Source organism: Peribacillus sp. FSL R5-0717 (assembly GCF_038002945.1).
GTDB classification, from domain to species: Bacteria; Bacillota; Bacilli; order Bacillales; family DSM-1321; genus Peribacillus; species Peribacillus frigoritolerans.
Genome location: NZ_JBBOOF010000001.1, coordinates 5,105,434 through 5,123,999 on the forward strand (window position 1 = coordinate 5,105,434; position 18,566 = coordinate 5,123,999).

Annotated in this window: 17 protein-coding genes, 1 other RNA gene and 2 pseudogenes; 14 read left to right on the forward strand and 6 right to left on the reverse strand. The window is 37.5% G+C overall.

The features are described 5' to 3' along the window. Positions 1-165: 165 nt before the first annotated feature. On the reverse strand, positions 166-435 hold the full coding sequence (locus NYE65_RS24470) for a hypothetical protein (protein ID WP_053534936.1): 270 nt from the start codon (positions 433-435) through the stop codon (positions 166-168). An 825-nt stretch (positions 436-1,260) separates the two neighbouring features. Here NYE65_RS24470 and NYE65_RS24475 point away from each other — a divergent pair. Further along, positions 1,261-1,596, forward strand: a complete 336-nt coding sequence (locus NYE65_RS24475) for a hypothetical protein (protein WP_340861925.1) — start codon at positions 1,261-1,263, stop codon at positions 1,594-1,596. Positions 1,597-1,731: 135 nt separating this feature from the next. Here NYE65_RS24475 and NYE65_RS24480 read toward each other — a convergent pair whose 3' ends face one another. Then, a complete protein-coding gene (locus NYE65_RS24480) occupies positions 1,732-2,271 on the reverse strand; it encodes an ECF transporter S component (protein ID WP_057277721.1) in 540 nt (179 codons plus the stop codon). A gap of 208 nt (positions 2,272-2,479) precedes the next feature. On the opposite strand from NYE65_RS24480, the gene NYE65_RS24485 reads away from it, so the two are divergent. Continuing rightward, entirely contained in the window at positions 2,480-3,328 is an 849-nt protein-coding gene (locus tag NYE65_RS24485) for a pyridoxamine kinase (protein ID WP_340861926.1), read from the forward strand. Positions 3,329-4,427: 1,099 nt separating this feature from the next. Here the strand turns inward: NYE65_RS24485 and NYE65_RS24490 are convergent. Next, positions 4,428-5,489 (reverse strand): DUF3900 domain-containing protein, encoded by a 1,062-nt coding sequence (locus tag NYE65_RS24490; protein ID WP_340861927.1) that lies wholly within the window; start codon positions 5,487-5,489, stop codon positions 4,428-4,430. Positions 5,490-5,992: 503 nt separating this feature from the next. On the opposite strand from NYE65_RS24490, the gene NYE65_RS24495 reads away from it, so the two are divergent. From NYE65_RS24495 to NYE65_RS24505, 3 genes are all read left to right on the forward strand, one after another. Beyond that, a complete protein-coding gene (locus tag NYE65_RS24495; protein WP_340861928.1) occupies positions 5,993-7,405 on the forward strand; it encodes an amino acid permease in 1,413 nt (470 codons plus the stop codon). A 481-nt stretch (positions 7,406-7,886) separates the two neighbouring features. Continuing rightward, positions 7,887-8,285: a protoglobin domain-containing protein gene (locus tag NYE65_RS24500; protein ID WP_340861929.1), complete on the forward strand. Its 399-nt coding sequence runs from the start codon at positions 7,887-7,889 to the stop codon at positions 8,283-8,285. Beyond that, positions 8,219-9,184, forward strand: coding sequence for a globin-coupled sensor protein (locus tag NYE65_RS24505; protein WP_340862184.1), 966 nt, complete (start codon positions 8,219-8,221; stop codon positions 9,182-9,184). Before NYE65_RS24500 ends, NYE65_RS24505 begins: the two co-directional genes overlap by 67 nt. Positions 9,185-9,510: 326 nt before the next feature. On the opposite strand, the gene tatA is transcribed toward NYE65_RS24505, so the two are convergent. Further along, positions 9,511-9,717 carry a twin-arginine translocase TatA/TatE family subunit gene (gene tatA / locus NYE65_RS24510; RefSeq protein ID WP_034312109.1) on the reverse strand — a complete coding sequence of 69 codons (207 nt, stop codon included), beginning with the start codon at positions 9,715-9,717 and terminating at the stop codon, positions 9,511-9,513. A gap of 361 nt (positions 9,718-10,078) precedes the next feature. On the opposite strand from tatA, the gene ssrS reads away from it, so the two are divergent. From ssrS to NYE65_RS24535, 5 genes and pseudogenes are all read left to right on the forward strand, one after another. Further along, a non-coding RNA gene (gene ssrS, locus NYE65_RS24515) (6S RNA) lies at positions 10,079-10,266 on the forward strand. Between the two features lie 325 nt (positions 10,267-10,591). Then, positions 10,592-11,959, forward strand: coding sequence for an MFS transporter (locus NYE65_RS24520; protein WP_034312106.1), 1,368 nt, complete (start codon positions 10,592-10,594; stop codon positions 11,957-11,959). 296 nt (positions 11,960-12,255) lie between these two features. Further along, a complete protein-coding gene (locus NYE65_RS24525; protein WP_340861930.1) occupies positions 12,256-12,444 on the forward strand; it encodes a hypothetical protein in 189 nt (62 codons plus the stop codon). Positions 12,445-12,554: 110 nt separating this feature from the next. After that, positions 12,555-12,704, forward strand: a pseudogene (locus NYE65_RS27365) (helix-turn-helix domain-containing protein); the annotation flags it as partial. 60 nt (positions 12,705-12,764) lie between these two features. After that, positions 12,765-13,717, forward strand: a pseudogene (locus NYE65_RS24535) (IS3 family transposase); the annotation flags it as partial. Positions 13,718-13,809: 92 nt separating this feature from the next. On the opposite strand, the gene NYE65_RS24540 reads toward NYE65_RS24535, so the two are convergent. Next, the gene (locus tag NYE65_RS24540; protein WP_054395923.1) at positions 13,810-14,136 is read right to left on the reverse strand and encodes a YnfA family protein; all 327 of its coding nucleotides are present in this window, start codon (positions 14,134-14,136) and stop codon (positions 13,810-13,812) included. A 274-nt stretch (positions 14,137-14,410) separates the two neighbouring features. Here NYE65_RS24540 and NYE65_RS24545 point away from each other — a divergent pair, with 274 nt between their 5' ends. After that, positions 14,411-14,785: a hypothetical protein gene (locus tag NYE65_RS24545; protein WP_340861932.1), complete on the forward strand. Its 375-nt coding sequence runs from the start codon at positions 14,411-14,413 to the stop codon at positions 14,783-14,785. 180 nt (positions 14,786-14,965) lie between these two features. Continuing rightward, positions 14,966-15,913, forward strand: a complete 948-nt coding sequence (locus NYE65_RS24550) for a DMT family transporter (RefSeq protein WP_328177951.1) — start codon at positions 14,966-14,968, stop codon at positions 15,911-15,913. A gap of 337 nt (positions 15,914-16,250) precedes the next feature. On the opposite strand, the gene NYE65_RS24555 is transcribed toward NYE65_RS24550, so the two are convergent. After that, positions 16,251-17,336: an MBL fold metallo-hydrolase gene (locus NYE65_RS24555; protein ID WP_340861933.1), complete on the reverse strand. Its 1,086-nt coding sequence runs from the start codon at positions 17,334-17,336 to the stop codon at positions 16,251-16,253. Between the two features lie 260 nt (positions 17,337-17,596). Here NYE65_RS24555 and NYE65_RS24560 point away from each other — a divergent pair, with 260 nt between their 5' ends. Both NYE65_RS24560 and NYE65_RS24565 read left to right on the forward strand, forming a co-directional pair. Further along, complete coding sequence (locus NYE65_RS24560) at positions 17,597-18,340, forward strand: type II toxin-antitoxin system SpoIISA family toxin (protein WP_223255799.1); 744 nt, start codon at positions 17,597-17,599, stop codon at positions 18,338-18,340. Continuing rightward, the gene (locus NYE65_RS24565) at positions 18,341-18,520 is read left to right on the forward strand and encodes a hypothetical protein (RefSeq protein WP_340861934.1); all 180 of its coding nucleotides are present in this window, start codon (positions 18,341-18,343) and stop codon (positions 18,518-18,520) included. It abuts the gene before it with no gap. Positions 18,521-18,566 lie beyond the last annotated feature (46 nt).

Sequence of the window (18,566 nt, forward strand, 5' to 3'; positions counted from 1 at the left end):
TGGAAACATTAAGTCTGAAATTTTATTATTAACAAAATCCAAACCGTCCCAAAAGGGTGGCTTTTTATTATGTAATGAGGGATGGAAACATAAGAAAAACTAGACATCTACTTTAACCAAGTGATGACTTATTCTTTTTTAGAATGTAATACATAGAAAAGGCACTTAACCTAATTGGTCGAGTGCTTTTTGTGTCTTTTTTAATACTTCTTTATTTTTATTAATGAAAACTTTATTTCTTAATATCATTTCTTTATTATTAAGCTCATTATTTAGTTCGGTAGTATTGTTCAGTTTCTCCAGAAGTGAGACTATTGATGGCATTGCTAATAATTCATGGAAAGCTATGTTTGTTTTAATAGATAAGATTTTTAGCTCAGTAAGTTGACGAGGAGATAAAAAAGACTCAAATGGTTGCCTTTCATTTATTTCCATAATTGTATCCTCCATATGATGTGAATTATTAAATTGTAATTTAATTATAAAATAGATAAGTTCAATAAATGTATTAATCATGTAAAGATTTGATGAATTGTAGAAGGTTGGATAAAATTAGGGTAATATCCTGTTAATATGGTAAAAAATTTATGACGCAAAAGAATTATTAGAGAAGGAAAATACTTAAACAAGACGATCAGCGTTCAAAAATGCTTTAAAACTTGTATTTGGGGCTGTTGTTGGGATGACTGTTGCTACTTTTATAGTTCAAGACTTGTATAAAATTAGGAACTTATTTCGCTTGGCACAAATGGGGTAAAAAGAAGCCTAAAGTTAAAAAGGCTTGTAAAGCACTAGGATACTGGTAAAATATCCGAAACTAAGGGGGAAACACATTGTTTGACATACCTGACTTTTCGAGAATAAATATGCTGAAATTATCGTTACATTCTTTGCTTTTATGCATTTTATTAAGCTTAGTTTGTTTAATTATCAACGATGTTTTTTCAATTATCGTTGATAAAAGAATTAATTTAAATTTATTTTTCATTCCAATAATCATGGTCTTTTGGGTTTTGATAGCAGTTAAAAAACCAACATACCAAAAATGATTTCTGGATAGGAGTCTGGGCAAAATGCTCAGGCTTTTTTTATTTGTCTAAATAAGGATGTGTTAACCGTGAATCTATTCATGCATAGATGATCCGTATGACAGAAGGCGAGAGACTAATTTAAATTGGCGGGTATGGATAATCATAATTACTATTGGCTGAAATGTACGGATCGATAGTTAAGTGTATGTAGGATTAAGAAGTTAAGGACATGATGAGTATACAACTACTTAAGCTATGCAGTAAGTGTGGTGAGGTAATAGAGCATGGTAATGGTGCGGTACGATGGGGGATGAGTGAAAAAATACATAGCCTGCGAGGAAATGGCTATTTTGTAAATGAACCTAACTACGAATTAATGGCTAAGGCGTTTACGGAACTATACTTTAGTTTTACTAAAGGTGGATCTGGAGATGTAGAATTCGACAAATTAGGCACGATAGCTTTATTTTCTGCATTGGCAAATGATGAAGAAGGGAAACAAATGGAATTAGATAAAATGAGAGCTCATGTTAAAAGACTTAAGAATGAAAAAAGAAATAGATAAAGTCTTGTCGTGGTCATCTAGTTTACCCTCTGCATGCAGAGTACCGATAAAAAGGGAAGCAAACAAAACATAGCCCCCAAATACACCATCCATGTAGTATTTGGGGGCTACTTGACGTTTACCTTTATAGCGAATTTACTTAAAATAAGGAACCTTTTTCAAAGCAACACAAACTGGGACGGCAACGATAATTCCTAATATATTTTGAACGAGATCTCCAGGTATCGAAGCTAAAGGTGCAATCCAATTACCGTATAGAATCCCTTCACCAATATAATAAACAGCTATCATAAATGGAATTGAAACGATTGTTGCTATTACATTGAAAGCAATGCTAGTACCGTTGCGACCCTTTGACCAAGCGATTTTACCAACTATATATCCTTGCAAACCACGCGCCACAATGGTGATAGGTGCCCACAATGCCCACCCTCCAACTATATCAAATAACCCCATTCCTATCGCACCAGCAAGAGCTGCTTTTTTAGGACCAAATAAAATAGATGCAATAAAAAGCATAGCTGTTCCTAGATGAACTAACCCTCCATTTGCGGCAATTGGCAGTTTAATATTCAAAAAGAATGTAGATACGAACACAAGTGCAATCAACATTGCGGTAATAATTAAATCCATAGTTTTTTGACTTGACCTTGAATAACTTTGTGTATTTTGCATATCTGTAAACCTTCCTAACTAGAATTTTCCTATGATTTTAGCAAAAGACTGGTGTCTATAAAAGTGTCAATTTATTAAAAAACTATGAGGTCAGTTGAAAAAAATACAGATATTATACGTATTGAAAAGAGAGAGGAGATGACTGTTTTTAGCTGATTTATGATAAGATAAATAAAGTTTAAAGTGGATAGGCCATATGGAGGTTATTATGAAAAAAGTTGCTGTACTACAGGATTTATCATCTTTTGGAAAATGTTCATTAACAGCTGCAATTCCGGTTCTTTCGGTCATGGGCGTGCAGGCATGCCCTTTACCAACGGCCATATTGACTGCGCAAACCGGATATCCAAGTTTTTTTTGTGAAGATTTTACATCCAAAATGAAAAACTTCATAGAAGAATGGAGCAAGCTTAATGTAACCTTTGATGGAATCTATACCGGCTTCGTTACTGGTGAAGAGCAAATTAATAATATTTTCCATTTTTTAGATAAATTTTATACAAAAGAAACCATTTTACTTGTTGATCCAGTAATGGGGGATATAGGAGAAGTCTATAAACTTTTTACCGATGCATTACTGGTACTTATGAGAGAACTGGTGAAGCGTGCAGATGTCATTACACCAAATGTTACAGAGTGCTGTTTATTAACCGGATTGTCTTATGAAAAGCTGCATAGCTATTCTAACGAAGAGGACTATATTAAAGCGATAGAAGAAGCAGGGAATATGTTGCAGCAAGAAACGGGAGCTCAGGTTATCATCACTGGAATGAATCCACCGTCAGCAGATTCAGAGAAGCAGTTTATCGGAAATATGTATTTGGACGGAAGTAGAACCTTTTATAGTGCGACGCAGTATAACGGTGAAAGCTATTCAGGTACTGGTGATTTATTTGCATCTGTGATTATGGGAAGCATGATGCGTGGAGAGAACCTAGAAAAATCCGTACAGCTCGCAGTGGCATTCCTGACAGAGGCTATCAATGATTCCTCCTTGGAGCAAATTCCTAAAGTAGAAGGAGTTAACTTCGAAAAATATTTACGAATGTTATTATGAATGCTTTAAAAAATGGAAAAAATAGAGTAACAAAAGCTCGGCTTTTTGACTAACCGAGCTTTTTGTATAAATCAAATAGTACTTATATTTTGCCGAGTATTGTAAAAAATCACTTAAATAATAAGGAAACTTTCTATTTACCTCACAACAGCCAGTATTTATGTTCGTTAAAGTTTGAAAATATTTAACTTCCATAGACCTTTACAAAGATTAAGAAAAATTACTTGAAGAAAAAACAATATTATCTACAATCGAGGAATTAGAAGCTCTATTTCCTGATAAGGATAGATCAGAAATTATAAAGAAAATGCGCCAATTAGGTTGCTTAGAATTAAAAAACGCAAAAATTCCATGGAAACAGGAAATTTATTGTAAAGGATATTATTATCACTAGCTTTTCTTTCTTTATTAATTCCCCTTAACTGAGCTGAGGTATATTCTTTAGCTTTTCGATTATGTAGCTGGAACTGGCGAAGTGTTTACATACAATGTAGAAACATCAGAGGGTGTGGTTCAATGGCATGAAGAACACTTTCCTTATGATTCTCCAGTTGACTTCATCTGTGAATACAGGGTGATCAACTAATGAATAACAGATATCTTCCTTCCATTACTCTCGCCAATGATGTCCTCCAAGAAATTATCACAGCCACTGAGTTAGAGATTACCGAGTTAAAGAAGTAACTTGATAAATATACGATAGGAAAGGTAATAAAGAAGCTGCAAAAGTCACGGTGGAAGTGTTATTCGCTACAATGAGGAAGCTAACTTCTTATGAGAAAATGCAAAAGAATCTTCCTAAACGTGGCAGGCAAGGGGAAATTTATAACTTTGAAATACCAGAACGTGAAGTTGTATGAAAACAAGTTCTATAAGAAAAGAGCCTAAGTAGCAGTATTTACTTAGGCTCATGATCAGCATGCATTTCTAAAAAATATATTTAACTTCTTAATTGAAAATAGGACTTAGAAAAAATAAACAAACTGGAGAAACTACTAACAAAAGTTAGTAGTTAGATTTAAGAGTATTAAAAGTATTTTAAGGTCTAAAATTGATCACATACTGCTCACATTTTTGCTCACAAAACTCGGACTATTTATCAACTTTTATTTATGATTTTTTCGATTAGTAGTTGCAAATCATCCGGCCTATGAAATTCAATCGGCGACACGCCTTTATCGAACTCTATTGTATTGGATTCTATCATCAATACATACTTCCCATTAATCTTTCCTAAATGGATGCTTTCGCCAAAATCGGCTAATAGTCCTTTTATGGATGTACTGCCAAGCTTCATACGCAGTTCGGCTTCAGGTGTATGCTCGACAATCTGGGCTGTGGCTTCGACGACTTGGTGCGTTTCAAGGCGTTCCTGGATTTCGCGTTTATCGCTTGTTTCCCAGATTTCCAGGTCCTGTTCAAACTTCTGCAGTTCGTCACTGTTTTCTTCCAATTGTGCGGATACATGTTCATGGACCATATGGATGACCTGGTTTTTCATGATTTCCGGCATCGATTCGCCATATTCGACGAATTTCAAGAAGTCCTCGAAGTAGCGGGCATGTGAGGCCTGGTGGATCTTCAGTTCGCCTTCTTCGACCATACCTTCTTCGGGCATGTATGGGTATTGGATGGATTTCATATTTTTAGTGGTGATTGCCATTTCAACGTGCCTAATCAAGGTCCGTTCATCCGAAATGGAAGCAACTTTCGGCTCAAAATCACATTTTAGTAAGAAAACGAATGGTTCATCAAGATATTTCGTTAATTTTGCCGATGCGATTATGAAGACACCGCCACGGACGGCACTTGTATCAATATAAGACCGCGTGAATTGTTCGTTTTCCTCTTGGAATTCCTGTTTTGTTTTTGCATATCGAACACGGTTAAATACATTGTAATTAGGGTTGGAATCAAGTGCATGTCCTTCTTCGACAATAAAAGAACCAATTTTCGTCGGTATTTGTTCGGTTTTTGGATGACGGTCGACTTTCCGTTTGGAAATCTTCATCAATTCCCCATCCAAAAAATCCTTTAGAGGACTTTCTTCGTATTCTTCAGTATCAAGAGTTTGGAAATGTTTAAAACGCTTATCAGCCTGATCGCCTTTTCCTTCGACTTGGATTAAATAAAAAGACAGATAGGTAATTGCAAAATCCATGAATGTCACCTTCTTCAATTATTAAGCATAATTCCCGTACTTTTTTTAAGACTTAATAAGTATAGTAATGTACTTTGATTCCGTCAAACTATTGGTGCATGAATGATCAGAATAATATTGGAGTATTATTTCATAATAATATATATACAAAATATCGAATGATCCAATATTGGATTAAAAATATTAGAACTTATACAAGAAAAAATTAATTGAAATACTCCAATAGCTCACTTTATTGATATTAAAATAATGAATTGTTCATCCTTATTTGTTAAATATTGATATTCCTGTTGAATATTAAGGCTTCCCTTCCAAATAAAATCCAAAAAACAGAATTTTACAATAATAAATCATTGACGAAGGAAGGGGTAATACGTATAATTTGAAAGTCAGACAATTCAGGAATTGTAGAAATTTGTCGAAATTTCTTCGATATAAATGGTAAGTGAATTTATTTGTCTGTAGTTTTCAGAATAGTTTATAAAATTTACGGAGGAAAAAACATGAGTATTTTTAGGAAGAAGTCCATTGAGGACTTGTTGAAAAACGCAGGTTCCGGCGGTAAGGGATTGAAACGGGAACTGGGGGTTTGGGATTTAACGATGCTAGGAATCGGAGCGATTATTGGGACAGGCATATTTGTATTAACAGGTACTGGTGCAGTGAATGCTGGTCCTGCACTTTCATTATCTTTCGTCATTGCAGGGCTTGCCTGTTTATTCGCTGCACTTTCTTATGCAGAATTTGCAGCTTCCGTGCCGGTATCCGGTTCGACTTATACGTATGCTTATGCAACTTTAGGTGAATTCGCCGCTTGGATAATCGGATGGGATTTAATTCTTGAATACTTATTGGCTGTTAGTGCCGTATCAGCCGGGTGGTCGGGCTATTTCCAATCATTTTTAAGTGGATTCGGAATTAACTTTCCAGAGAAATTGACGGCAGCACCGGGTTCGGTCGGAGGTGTCACGACTTATATGAACTTGCCGGCCTTTTTGATCGTCATGGCGATTACCTTTTTGATTTCCATAGGTACGAAACAAACGACCAGAATCAATAATATAATGGTCGTTATTAAAGTGTTGGTAGTGTTGTTGTTCATCGTTTCTTCTATTTATTATGTGAAGCCGGAAAACTGGCAGCCTTTCATGCCATTTGGTATCGATGGAGTATTTTCAACTGCCGCCTTAATGTTCTTTGCCTTCATCGGCTTTGATGCAGTTGCATCTGCTGCTGAAGAAACAAGAAATCCAGGAAAGAATTTACCACGCGGAATCCTTGGATCTTTGGTCATTTGTGTTGTGCTTTATATGGTCGTAAGTTTAATCATGACAGGTGTGGTACCGTATGCGCAATTCAGCAAGGCACTTGATCACCCGATTTCTTTGGTCTTGCAAAGCGCAGGACAAAATTGGGTTGCAGGAATCATCGATCTAGGTGCCTTCCTCGGAATGACAACGGTGATTTTGGTAATGTTGTATGGCCAAACGCGAATTATGTTTGCGATGTCACGTGATGGGCTGATGCCAAAATCCTTATCAAAACTTCATAAAAAATATAAAACACCTTATGCAGCTTCATGGATATTTGGTATGATAGCGGCCCTATTGGGAGCATTCATACCTCTTGGTGAATTGGCAGAGTTGGTCAACATTGGAACATTGACTGCTTTTACGATGATTTCCGTAGCGGTTATCGTTTTACGTAAAACAAGACCGGATATGAAACGAGCTTTTTATTGTCCGGCAGTACCGCTCGTTCCTGGCCTGGCAATCGTTTTTTGTGTATTCTTGATGATTCAGCTAGGGAGTCATACATGGATAAGGTTTTTAATCTGGATGGCTATCGGAGTAGTCATTTACTTCGCTTATTCCCGTAAGCATTCCAATCTTAACCAGCAGGAAAAAGATCATTGAAAAAGACACTTTTTGAGCGTTTCAGTTTAACGACTAAAATGAAACCTTGGTTATCCTTCATGTTTTTTTGTTTTTCGCTAGCCAGTTATTCAGTAGGAGGTCGCGAGCATATTCAAGTGTTCGAAATGAATCCAACCTACAGTTTTTTCATAAAAATATATTCCGGTTGATTGGAACGGAAGGTACGAGACTCCTACGGGAAAAGAGCGTCCAAGGGAGACCACACAGGCGCCAAGAGCGCCGAGGAGGCTCCCGGACCGCCCTCGGAAAGCGAGTGCCTGAAGTGGAAATCAACGTTCATATTCTACACTCTCTCAAAAAGTATACGATCTGAGACACTCTCTGGAGTGTCTTTTTTGTTTGGACATATATCGTTCATAAGTATTATGTGAAAGAAGAAAATTTCTCAAAGCGAATTAAGATTAACAGACTTTATGTCGAAATAGTATATATGGGTTAAAAAATGGGGGGCAATTCAATCATGAAAAGAATATGGAGAAATAAACAAAAGATAGATTCTATAGACTATAGGCAATATAAAGAACACGTCGGTATCAATATTAGGGAATATCCGAGCGTATTGAATCAAGTGGACATGATTCATTTGACCATCGAGGATTTGTGTATAATTCGTTCTTTACAGGAACAAGTGAAGGGACATTTGACACAAATTGTAGGGAACTTTTATAAAAATTTAGAAAATGAACCCTCTTTAATGAAAATCATTAAGGACAATGGTTCTGTTGATAGGTTGAAAAAGACACTGCATCGTCATATGTTCGAAAGTTTAGCGGAACCATTGATGATGCGTATATTAAACAGCGTTATATTATCGCACAAGTACATGTGCGAATTGGACTTCAGCCAAAATGGTATATGAGTGCATTTCAGGATTTATTGCCATCATTGATCATTCATGTGATTTCCAACATAAAAAATATTGAGCAATATCAAGATAACATTCTGGCTGTCACTAAAATTTTTAATTTAGAGCAGCAAATAGTTTTAGAGGCATATGAACTTGAAAATGAGAAGATTCGCCAAAAAGACTTAGCAGAAAAAGTGACGATGAAACTACAGGTCAATCATAATGCAGAGGAATTGGCAGCAATCAGTCAAGAGACCAGTTCAGCAACTCAATTAATGGCAAATAAGGTAGGGGAAATTCATGATTCCACCCAAAAGGGGTCCGAGATTGCCATACATGCAGAGGGAAAGTCAAATGAGGGAGTCGAACTGTTACAGGGATTAGAGAAAAGATTGGTGAAAACGCAGGAGCAAATGACGATCATTTCAAAAGATATGGAGCAGCTTTCCAATACTTCAAAGGAAATTGAACGAATTGTCACGATCATCACTTCAATTGCCGAGCAAACTAATTTGTTGGCGTTGAACGCAGCGATCGAAGCGGCAAGAGCTGGTGAAAATGGTAAAGGATTTGCGGTTGTGGCAGGTGAGGTAAGGAAGCTATCGAAAAATACCAAGGACTCGGTATCTGAAGTAGTGAAATTGGTTAATGGAATCGCTCATTTTACCAACGTCATGAACACGTCAATTTCCATGGTTAGCGGGGAAATTACTAAAGGCACGAAACAAGGAAAAGAAACGGGCATATTTTTTACTGATATAGCAAAGGCCATGCTTTCTGTAAAAGAGCAGAATATTAAGATCACCAAGGAAATGACAGAGCTGAATGAAATATTCGATGAAATTAATGAAGCGTTCAATCAAGTGGCCGTTTCCTCGGATCAATTGACTCAATTGACAATGAACTTGTAATGAAGTTGAACGGTTTTGCAGAACAGCTCTATGGGCTCATTTATATTTTAATAAACAACTTGATAGAATATATCTAAAAAGCCACAAAGCTGTCTATAGAATATGAACAAACTATAAATAGGGATTTAAATCACTTCCCAATGGATGCCGTTAACAGGCTGCTCAATAAATCACTTGATAAAATATAAGTTTAATGTTATATTGATAAAGCGATGAGCTAATTTGTGTAAGTCGAAGAACAAGCTTTTAGCTAAACGTCGGGATGTGGCCTGACGGTTCTGCGCCACAAACGCATCAAAGACGCCTGCTGCGTGCAGGCGTCTTTTTCATTTTATCGTTTCTTTTTTTGCAGCTTGTACGTCATCTTTGAATTCCTCTTGTATTTCTTCTGTTATTCCCTTGGTTGCATCTTTAAATTCCCTAAGTGAGGTGCCGACTGCCCGTCCGATTTGAGGCAGCTTGTTCGGTCCAAAAACAATTAAAGCTAAAAGAAGGATTAAAATTAAACCGGGAAAACCAATGTTTGATAGCATAATCAGTCACTCCAATCAAATCTATTAGTTAATATTATAGACCCCTTCCATGTATTTGCAAATGGTATTTAGAATATATTATAGTGTTGAACATCCGATGATTTTTGGAAGACAAACGCTTTCAATTCCGTCTCCATTTTATCTTGCACATTCTATCTTAAAATATTTACTTACCCAAGTATGATATTCCCTGAAATGATATCAATGAAAGTGGGGGACGGATAGTGTAATCAGAGAACCATTTGACGTTTTGGGCATGAAACTAATTTGGCTGCACCAGCTTAATGTCCGGCATGAAATTTTTTTGTTGCATGGGAATGATTAAACTTGCAAGTTTGAAGATATTTCGGTATTATAACTATACAAGCTGCGTTGTTCGTAATGATAATTAAGTTTTAACCTTTAAGCTGTAATAGGGAGTTTTATATTGAAACAGGAATGTTATGCCTCGTCACTGACTTGGACAACAGGATTGCTTCTGCAAACACCCACTTTGAGGAGTGGTGGTTTAAAACTTTCTTACTTGAATACGGCAATAGCGGCTTACTACTTTAATAATTAGAAACCAGTCCGATAAGGGACTGGTTTTTTGTCGTTTTATGGTTTGGAACGTTGAAGATCCGTATAAAAAAGATGATATCCAGAAATTGCGAATACCATGTTAGTAACCGGGTTATGTGAAGGCTTCAAGAATAATGAATAATATGTGAAAGTTTTTATTGAAATATCAGATAATTAGCATTTATAATAACAATTAGATAACTCGGTTCACTATTTGTATAAAAATATGTGAGTCGAATATTTTTTGAATGATTACGTAAGCGCTATCATTTGGATGGAATTATTGCAGTCACCTAGAGAGGAGAAAGATTTTATGGCTAAAATTAATACGACCGAGGTAATTAGCAACAGTAAATTTAATCGCTTTCATTTAGGATTGCTGGCATGGTGTTTTATCATTATCCTTTTTGACGGCTATGACCTTGTCGTTTACGGAACAGTCGTCCCGTTATTGACAGAGGAATGGAACCTTACTTCCGTGGAAGCTGGGGCCATGGGCAGCTACGGTCTATTTGGAATGTTGTTCGGGGCCATCTTCTTTGGTACATTAGCAGATCGGATAGGCAGGAAAAACGTAATCGCGATTACACTTATTTTATTTAGTTTATTTACGCTTTTATGTGGATTTGCGGATACGCCTACGATGTTTTCGACTTTCCGATTCCTGGCGGGGTTAGGGCTTGGGGGCATCATGCCGAACGTCATTGCCTTATTGACGGATTATGCACCGAAAACGATGCGGAGCATGGTCGTTTCAATCGTTTTGTGCGGTTACTCATTCGGGGGGATGCTTGCGCCGATACTGGGTATCCTGGTTATGCCGACACTGGGGTGGGAATCAATATTCTGGTTTGCCGGAATACCATTGTTGTTTTTACCCTTCATGATGAAACGATTACCAGAGGCTTCGACCCATCTGATCAGAGTCAACAAAAAGGAAGAACTGATCAGAATATTATCCAAGGTAAGTCCGGAAAGTGAATTCGACATCAAGGACGAACTTGTGGAAGTGAAAAAAACAGAAGCCAATATGCCGATTGTTGGATTGTTTAAGGATTCCCGAACTCTTAGCACATTGATGTTCTGGATCGCCTTTTTCATGTGCTTATTGATGGTATATGGATTGAATACATGGCTTCCAAAGCTAATGATCGAGGCAGGGTATGCGTTGAATTCAAGCTTAGGTTTCTTGATCGTCCTTCAAGGCGGTGCTATCGTAGGCACGCTTATCATCGCTAAACTTTGTGATCGTTATGGTTCCAAGAAAATGCTTGTGCCGATGTATGCGCTTGGTGCTGTAAGTTTGACGCTATTGGGAATGGGAGGAAGCTCATTTGTGATTTACACTTTGGTAGCGATTGCAGGAGCCTGTACCATTGGTGCCCAAAACCTTGTACAAGCCTATGTTTCCCAGTACTATCCGCCGAATATTAGATCGACTGCCCTAGGGGTGGCATCTGGTATCGGAAGGATTGGCGGTATGCTCGGGCCCATACTCGGTGGATTTTTATTATCCATCTCGCTGCCCATCCAATTGAATTTCATCGCCTTCGCCATTCCGGGTCTCATTGCTGCAGTTGCCTTATCATTCGTTCCAGTGAAAATGGCTTATTATAAACATGATCACTCGGAACCAACTGAAGAAATGGGCGTAGAAGCCAATAAAATGAACGTCTTGTGAACTATAGGCATGAAATGCAGTGCTTGGATACCCATGCTGTCATTTCATGCCTATTTTTTTTAGTCTTTTTTGCCATAAATGAAATGGAAAATTGACAAGAAATAACGTAAAGGTTTTCCAGAAATTGTTTGGCGTAGCCTGCTTTTGAGAAAAGTTACTTAAATGTTCATAATTTCGCAATATGAGTCACTCTTACTTTAAAGAATAAATGTTAGAATGATGGTACGGATAATTAATTCTCCCTTGAAGTGGAGCGAACTAGAAATTAATCTCATCTTTTGTGAGGAGTCAATACTTTGAAAATTTTAAAACATGTAATTTTTTGGTTATGCATTATAGGGACATTATTCTCTATGATTTATTTCTTTGTAGCAGACATTCCGTTATATGTTAAATTGTTAGGCGGAGCCATCATCCTTTATCTTGGTTATGATCTAATAACAGAATCAAGGAAAAGAAAGCGTAAAGATGTCTTGGAAGCTTAAAACTATATTAGGTAAAAGCCCTCTTTTGCTAAGAGGGCCCAGACTGTAGTCAAACTTGAACTGCCCCGTAAATGTTAGACACCAAACTAACATTTACGGGGTGTTTTTTTATGGCTAATTTTTCTGCCGAACAGAAAATTTTCATTACACGACTTTACCTTGAAGGAAAGCACAGCTATATGGATCTTCAAAAAATATGTGAAGTTGCGTATCAAATGATTCAAGGATGGGTTCGTTTATACCAAATTCAAGGAGCCGATGGATTTAAGAAATCCTATACAAGTTATTCTATGGAGTTTAAAATGGATGTACTTAATTATATGAATGAAACGGGTATATCTTCTTACGACGCAGCCGCTAGGTTTAATATTTCATCTCCAGCGCTAATTCGGACGTGGAGAATAAATGTTAATGCCTATGGATTAGATGCCCTAATTTCTAAGAAAAAGGGGAGACCATCCATGAAAAAAGATATCAATCCATCCAAACAAATTGAAGGTTCGGTTAAAGAGCTTGAAGAACGAATTAAACAACTGGAAATGGAGAATGCGTATTTAAAAAAGTTAAATACTTTAGTTCAAATGCAGGAAAAATTACAACCCAAATCAAAGCGCAAGTAATTTATGAACTAAAGTCCATTTATGAGGTTGTGGCCTTAATTAAAGTCGCTGATATTCCACGTAGCACGTACTATTATTGGGAAAAACGCTTGAATCGAGAAGATAAGTATTCGAAGGTAAAAGCCACTATTCAGTCTATCTATCATGAACATAAAGGACGTTACGGTTATCGTCGTATCACAAAAGAGTTAAAAAAATATGGGTTTTCTCACAATCCAAAGACCATCAACCGCCTCATGAATGAAATGGGCGTAAAATGTTTAGTCCGTATGAAAAAGTATCGTTCGTATAAGGGGCGTGTTGGTCGAATTGCCCCCCATATTTTACAACGTGATTTTCAAGCTGAGAAAATGAATCAAAAATGGGTAACAGACGTAACGGAATTTCATTTATTTGGGGAGAAACGTTACCTATCCCCTATCCTTGATTTATGTAATGGTGAAATTATTGCCTACAAAGTGATGAAACGCCCTGTTTATAAACTTGTTGGAGATATGTTAGATGAGGCGATTAAACACCTAAAACCAGAAGATACGGTCATCCTCCATTCGGATCAAGGGTGGCATTATCAAATGAAGAAGTATCAAAAAACCTTAAAAGATTCCCGCATTATACAAAGCATGTCCCGTAAGGGAAATTGTTTAGATAACGCCTGAGTCCGATAGAATACCGAACTCAGGTCTTAGAAGCTGCTTAAATTATATGTCTAACTTTATTGGGTCAGATCATATGCCCTTTAATTCTTTTACTGTCTAGGGCCCCATATAATGACTGAAACACCGATCAAACAGATTACAGCTCCAATCCAATCATATAAATCAGGGGTTTTCTTATCGATGCCCCACCCCCATAAAACAGAAAGAACAATGAAAACCCCGCCATATGCAGCATATACACGGCCAAAGGTAGGGAACGTTTGAAATGTTGCAATGATGCCGTATAACACCAACCCGAAACCTCCGGCTAAACCTAGAAAAATGGATTTACCTTCTCTTAACCAAAGCCAAATAAGGTAACCGCCGCCAATTTCCGCCAGACCAGCCATAACGAAAATTACAATAGTAACCAACATATATGTATACCTCGCTTCCTCGTTGAAATTTTATCATAGATGAACGGTAAATGATCATACTTTACAGTGTTGTTAGTAAAAAAGAAGCGGATGCCAATTTCTCAGGTGAAGATGTCCGGGAAGGTAGCAATGGGCAGAACCTATTCATTCGGGAATCTTCAGAAATCTAGAAGTATTGAAACTGGGCATCACCGTTAAGGCATGAATATGATTCTTCATAAAAGAGATATTGTTATCATGTTGTTTGTGCTGATTTGGTGTCCTTCTATCTGTTGTGTTAGATGGGGTTAACATTGCTGGCGCCGAGCTTGATGCTGAACTTGATCAACACAGCCTATTATGGTTTTGGGCAATTCTTGCCCGGATTATTATCGATTTTCTTTTTCCGCTCCATAAGACCTGCAGGTATTTTGCAGCGGGCCTCATTGCAGGGGATCTGTTCGCCATAGGAATGCATCTGGCTCAGATGAATTTCTTGAATATTAATATAGGCTTAATTGCTTTATTGATAAACTTCACAGTTGCTTATGCCATCAGTATGTATTTGAAAAGAAAACAGAAAGCCCAGACCGCTTTTGAAGAACCAATTGCCTGCAATAGTATTGAATTAGAAGAAACCTATCCAAAAAACTCTGTCATTGTCGATTAATATTTCTTACGATAAGATGCATTCAGATTTAATTCAACCATACATTATTGTAATAGGCTTAAATTCGTTAAATATCCAGAAAAAGACCAGTTTTTTTACCTCTAACTTGGGTTGCAATACAGATGCAAAGGGTACTATACCTAAATAGGAATATAGTAATCTAGTTGAGGAGTTGCAGCCATGAAATCCCGATCATTTGCATACATGTTAGCGCTATTTCATTCAAGTATTGTCGGCCTATCTTTTTTATTCACGAAAATGGCGATTGCTGAATCGAATCCGCTTGATACTTTGGCGTTCCGGTTCACGATTTCTTTCGCCATAATTTTATTCCTGGTCGCCGTAAAAGTCATAAAGGTGAACTATTCTTGGGAGTCGGTTAAAAATCTTGTACCGCTTTCCCTATTATTCCCAACTCTTTTCTTTGCCTTTCAAACTTTCGGACTTAAGTATTCGCAATCCACCGATGCTGGAATTCTGTCAGCCGTCACTCCAATTCTAACATTGATGATAGCTGGATACTTCCTTAAGGAGAAAACATCTTTATATCAAAAACTTTCGATTGTCTTGTCGGTAGTTGGGGTCATTTTTATTTTTGTGATGAAAGGGAGCAGCATCAATTTTTCTGACATGCTTGGGATGGTATTGATCCTGCTATCCTGTATTGCAACTGCTTGTTATACAACGATGACCCGTTCACTTGCCAGGAACCATACACCAGGTGAAATGTCCTTTTTCATGATGGGAACAGGCTTTGTCATTTTTAATGCAGCTGCACTCGTTAACCATTTAAAACAAGGTACGATGGCGGAATTCTTTACACCATGGTCGAGCATGGAATTCATCAGTTCCATTTTGTATTTGGGAATATTGGCTTCATTGGTCACTTCATTATTATCCAATACGATTTTATCAAAAATAAAAGCGTCGCAAATGAGTGTGTTTGCCAATCTTTCCACTGTTGTCACGATTGCGGCAGGAGCTCTCATTCTAAATGAAAAGCTTACGATCTATGATATATTGGGTTCGATACTAATCATTTTAGGTGTAATAGGCACGAATTATTTTGGCGTGAAGAGAGAGCATTCAATAAAAGTGAATCTTGAGTATAATGAAGGGAAATTGTAAATGAAAAAGGTCCATCCCAATATGGATGGACCTTTCGACTGTAGACAAACTCGATGAAAATCGAGTTTGTCTACAGTTTTTTTTGCTTGTATAAATTTGGACGTTGATTGGAACGTAGGGCACTCGCTTTCCGCGGGCGGTCAGTAAGCCTCCTCGGCTTTCGCCTGCGGGTTATCCCCTAGACGCGCTTTTCATGCAGGAGTCTCGTACACCCGTTCCAATCAACTTAGATATAACATTTAGATAGAAACCAGACCTGAGGGGGGAAGGTATTGCTTTGGGTCATTTGGTTCGGGAACATCATTTGATGAATGATACGTTTTCCGAACCCCTTTTTTCATTTCCACCATCTTGTTTGAGGGAAATCCGTCGAACCAAGCACTACCGGTTCGCCTATTTGAGGTGTGCAGACCTGGACACCCAGGTCATTGGCCGCTTTTGTTACCCGTTCTATCGGATCTGTCCAGTCATGAAAAGACAATGTGAAACCTGCCCAATGAATGGGGATCATCCGTTTTCCTTGTACATCGATGTGTGCTTGAACAGTTTCTTCCGGAATCATATGGATGGTTGACCAACGTTCATCATATTGGCCGCATTCCATTAAAGTTAAATCAAATGGACCGTATTTTTCGCCGATTTCTTTAAAATGGCTGCCATAACCACTATCGCCGCTGAAATATACCTTTTCTTGTTTTCCTTTAATTATCCAAGAACACCAAAGTGTCGTATTGCCATCGCCTAAACTTCTACCAGAAAAATGCCTTGCAGGTGTACAAATAAATTGCAAGTCCTTGAATGAGGCTTCATCCCACCAATTATGTTCCTGAATCAGTTCTTGTTTAACACCCCATCTTTCTAGATGTCCACCGACACCGAGTGGGACAATGAACTGGTTGACCTTATCTTTTAATTTCTTTATCGAGAAATAATCCAAATGATCGTAGTGATCATGTGAAAGCAGGACGGCATCGATAGGAGGAAGCATATCGATATCAAAAGGCAGCTCCCCGCTAAAGCGCTTGTTCCCGAACCATGGAAAGGGAGTGGGTGCTTTGCCAAACATGGGATCCACTAAAATGGTTTTCCCATCTAACTCCAACATGAATGCAGAATGACCAAACCAGGTGATTTTATTGGAATTCTTAGAAGCGGGTTCTTTTGTTCCAATTACAATGGGACTGTCGGGCCTCCTCTTTGGATTAGGTTTTATGAAATCACGTAAAATGGAACCAGTATGCTTAAGACTCATCGCTTGACTGGCAGGAATCTGATTTTGGAATTTCCCTTTGGCAAAATTCTCTTTAGTAGTGAAACTTTTTACCTTTTCTTTGTTTGTCCGTCTTCCAAGCGGAGGATAGAGGTTAAGGAAAAGTAACAAGAGTATAAAAGTAGAAATGAGGATCTTAATAATTTTCATCATGATAGCTTCCTCCAATAGTAATCATAGCTTATATTAATACATATCATATCATAGAATTTATACGGTTATTTACTATGATGTCCCACAATATAAATGATAAAGATATCTGTAAAATCACATTGCGTGGAGTGTTTTTTCTTGTGGCAAATGTTTAAGTTTCACCCGTCTCAGGCAGGGAATAGAGGTATATATAATGAATAATATAGAGGACGGGATAAGGAATGTAGCAGCTGAAGGGTAGGGGGATAAATCGATTGTTAATGTTTTTCAGAGTCTTTGTATGGGTAGTATTTATTGCATTATTAGCTTATGTCATTCTTTCTTGGAAATATAAAGAGAAGGTTAGTAAAAGGATTGAAGCGATTCGAAAAACCTGGTATATCATTTTTATACTGGGAGCACTGATTTATTGGAATTTCTATCCGATGAGCATTTTTAATGAGTGGGAAAATTTCTTGATCATGGCTATCGTATTCATCCTGATTGATATGTTTGTGTTCTTGAGCATGTATATATCGAAGATTGGCGATAACGAGCTATCCTATGCAACAAAAGCCGTTGCGGAAAGTGATAAACTATTAACGGATAATAGGGAAAAGGTCAAGAATATGTTCCATCTCCTAAAGAAAGAAGGAATACCTGAGTATTATCAAACGAATAAGGAATACTTGGCTTATTTGAGCATTCTCCTTCAAGCATATGCAGCAAAGGAAGGGATGAACGTGAAAATCCTTCCTTTCAAAACCGAACAGGACAAGCAGTCGGTGATAAATGGGGTTCCGAACTTGAATGGCAGTACCATTCGTGCTACATTGGAAAGAGAAGATACGTATTATAATGATGAAGAAAAAATGGCTCTGCAGCCTGTTAGTATTTTGATGGAACCCTATATCCTTGACGTTAAATCAGAAAGCTTCGTTTCAGAAGTCGATTGTTTATTGATAGCATTATTAATCATGATGTTCGATATGGTCATAAAACAAAAACCAGGTGGTGAAGGATAAATGAGCATTTATGATAAAGCCGGCAACGACGTGTCAGTTGCCGTAATCAAACCACAGGTTAAAATACCCGATGTAGGTTTAAGTCCCCACACTAAAAAAGTGATGAAACAGAACGAACGCATCATTCTGAAACAAAAAGAAAAAGCCGCACGCCTCAGCCGGTTAAAAAATGTTTTATAAGAAGGAAGGTTTTCCTTTCCTTATGATATTTAATGGTTAACCCGCA

Excerpts from the sequence above, each read along its gene's own strand:
- NYE65_RS24555 (WP_340861933.1), bottom strand. The coding sequence starts at position 17,336 with ATGATGAAAATTATTAAGATCCTCATTTCTACTTTTATACTCTTGTTA.
- NYE65_RS24540 (WP_054395923.1), bottom strand. The coding sequence starts at position 14,136 with ATGTTGGTTACTATTGTAATTTTCGTTATGGCTGGTCTGGCGGAAATT.
- NYE65_RS24560 (WP_223255799.1), top strand. The coding sequence starts at position 17,597 with ATGTTTTTCAGAGTCTTTGTATGGGTAGTATTTATTGCATTATTAGCT.
- NYE65_RS24550 (WP_328177951.1), top strand. The coding sequence starts at position 14,966 with ATGAAATCCCGATCATTTGCATACATGTTAGCGCTATTTCATTCAAGT.
- NYE65_RS24470 (WP_053534936.1), bottom strand. The coding sequence starts at position 435 with ATGGAAATAAATGAAAGGCAACCATTTGAGTCTTTTTTATCTCCTCGT.
- NYE65_RS24485 (WP_340861926.1), top strand. The coding sequence starts at position 2,480 with ATGAAAAAAGTTGCTGTACTACAGGATTTATCATCTTTTGGAAAATGT.
- NYE65_RS24475 (WP_340861925.1), top strand. The coding sequence starts at position 1,261 with ATGATGAGTATACAACTACTTAAGCTATGCAGTAAGTGTGGTGAGGTA.
- tatA (WP_034312109.1), bottom strand. The coding sequence starts at position 9,717 with ATGCTATCAAACATTGGTTTTCCCGGTTTAATTTTAATCCTTCTTTTA.
- NYE65_RS24495 (WP_340861928.1), top strand. The coding sequence starts at position 5,993 with ATGAGTATTTTTAGGAAGAAGTCCATTGAGGACTTGTTGAAAAACGCA.
- NYE65_RS24480 (WP_057277721.1), bottom strand. The coding sequence starts at position 2,271 with ATGCAAAATACACAAAGTTATTCAAGGTCAAGTCAAAAAACTATGGAT.
- NYE65_RS24500 (WP_340861929.1), top strand. The coding sequence starts at position 7,887 with ATGAAAAGAATATGGAGAAATAAACAAAAGATAGATTCTATAGACTAT.
- NYE65_RS24565 (WP_340861934.1), top strand. The coding sequence starts at position 18,341 with ATGAGCATTTATGATAAAGCCGGCAACGACGTGTCAGTTGCCGTAATC.
- NYE65_RS24490 (WP_340861927.1), bottom strand. The coding sequence starts at position 5,489 with ATGGATTTTGCAATTACCTATCTGTCTTTTTATTTAATCCAAGTCGAA.
- NYE65_RS24520 (WP_034312106.1), top strand. The coding sequence starts at position 10,592 with ATGGCTAAAATTAATACGACCGAGGTAATTAGCAACAGTAAATTTAAT.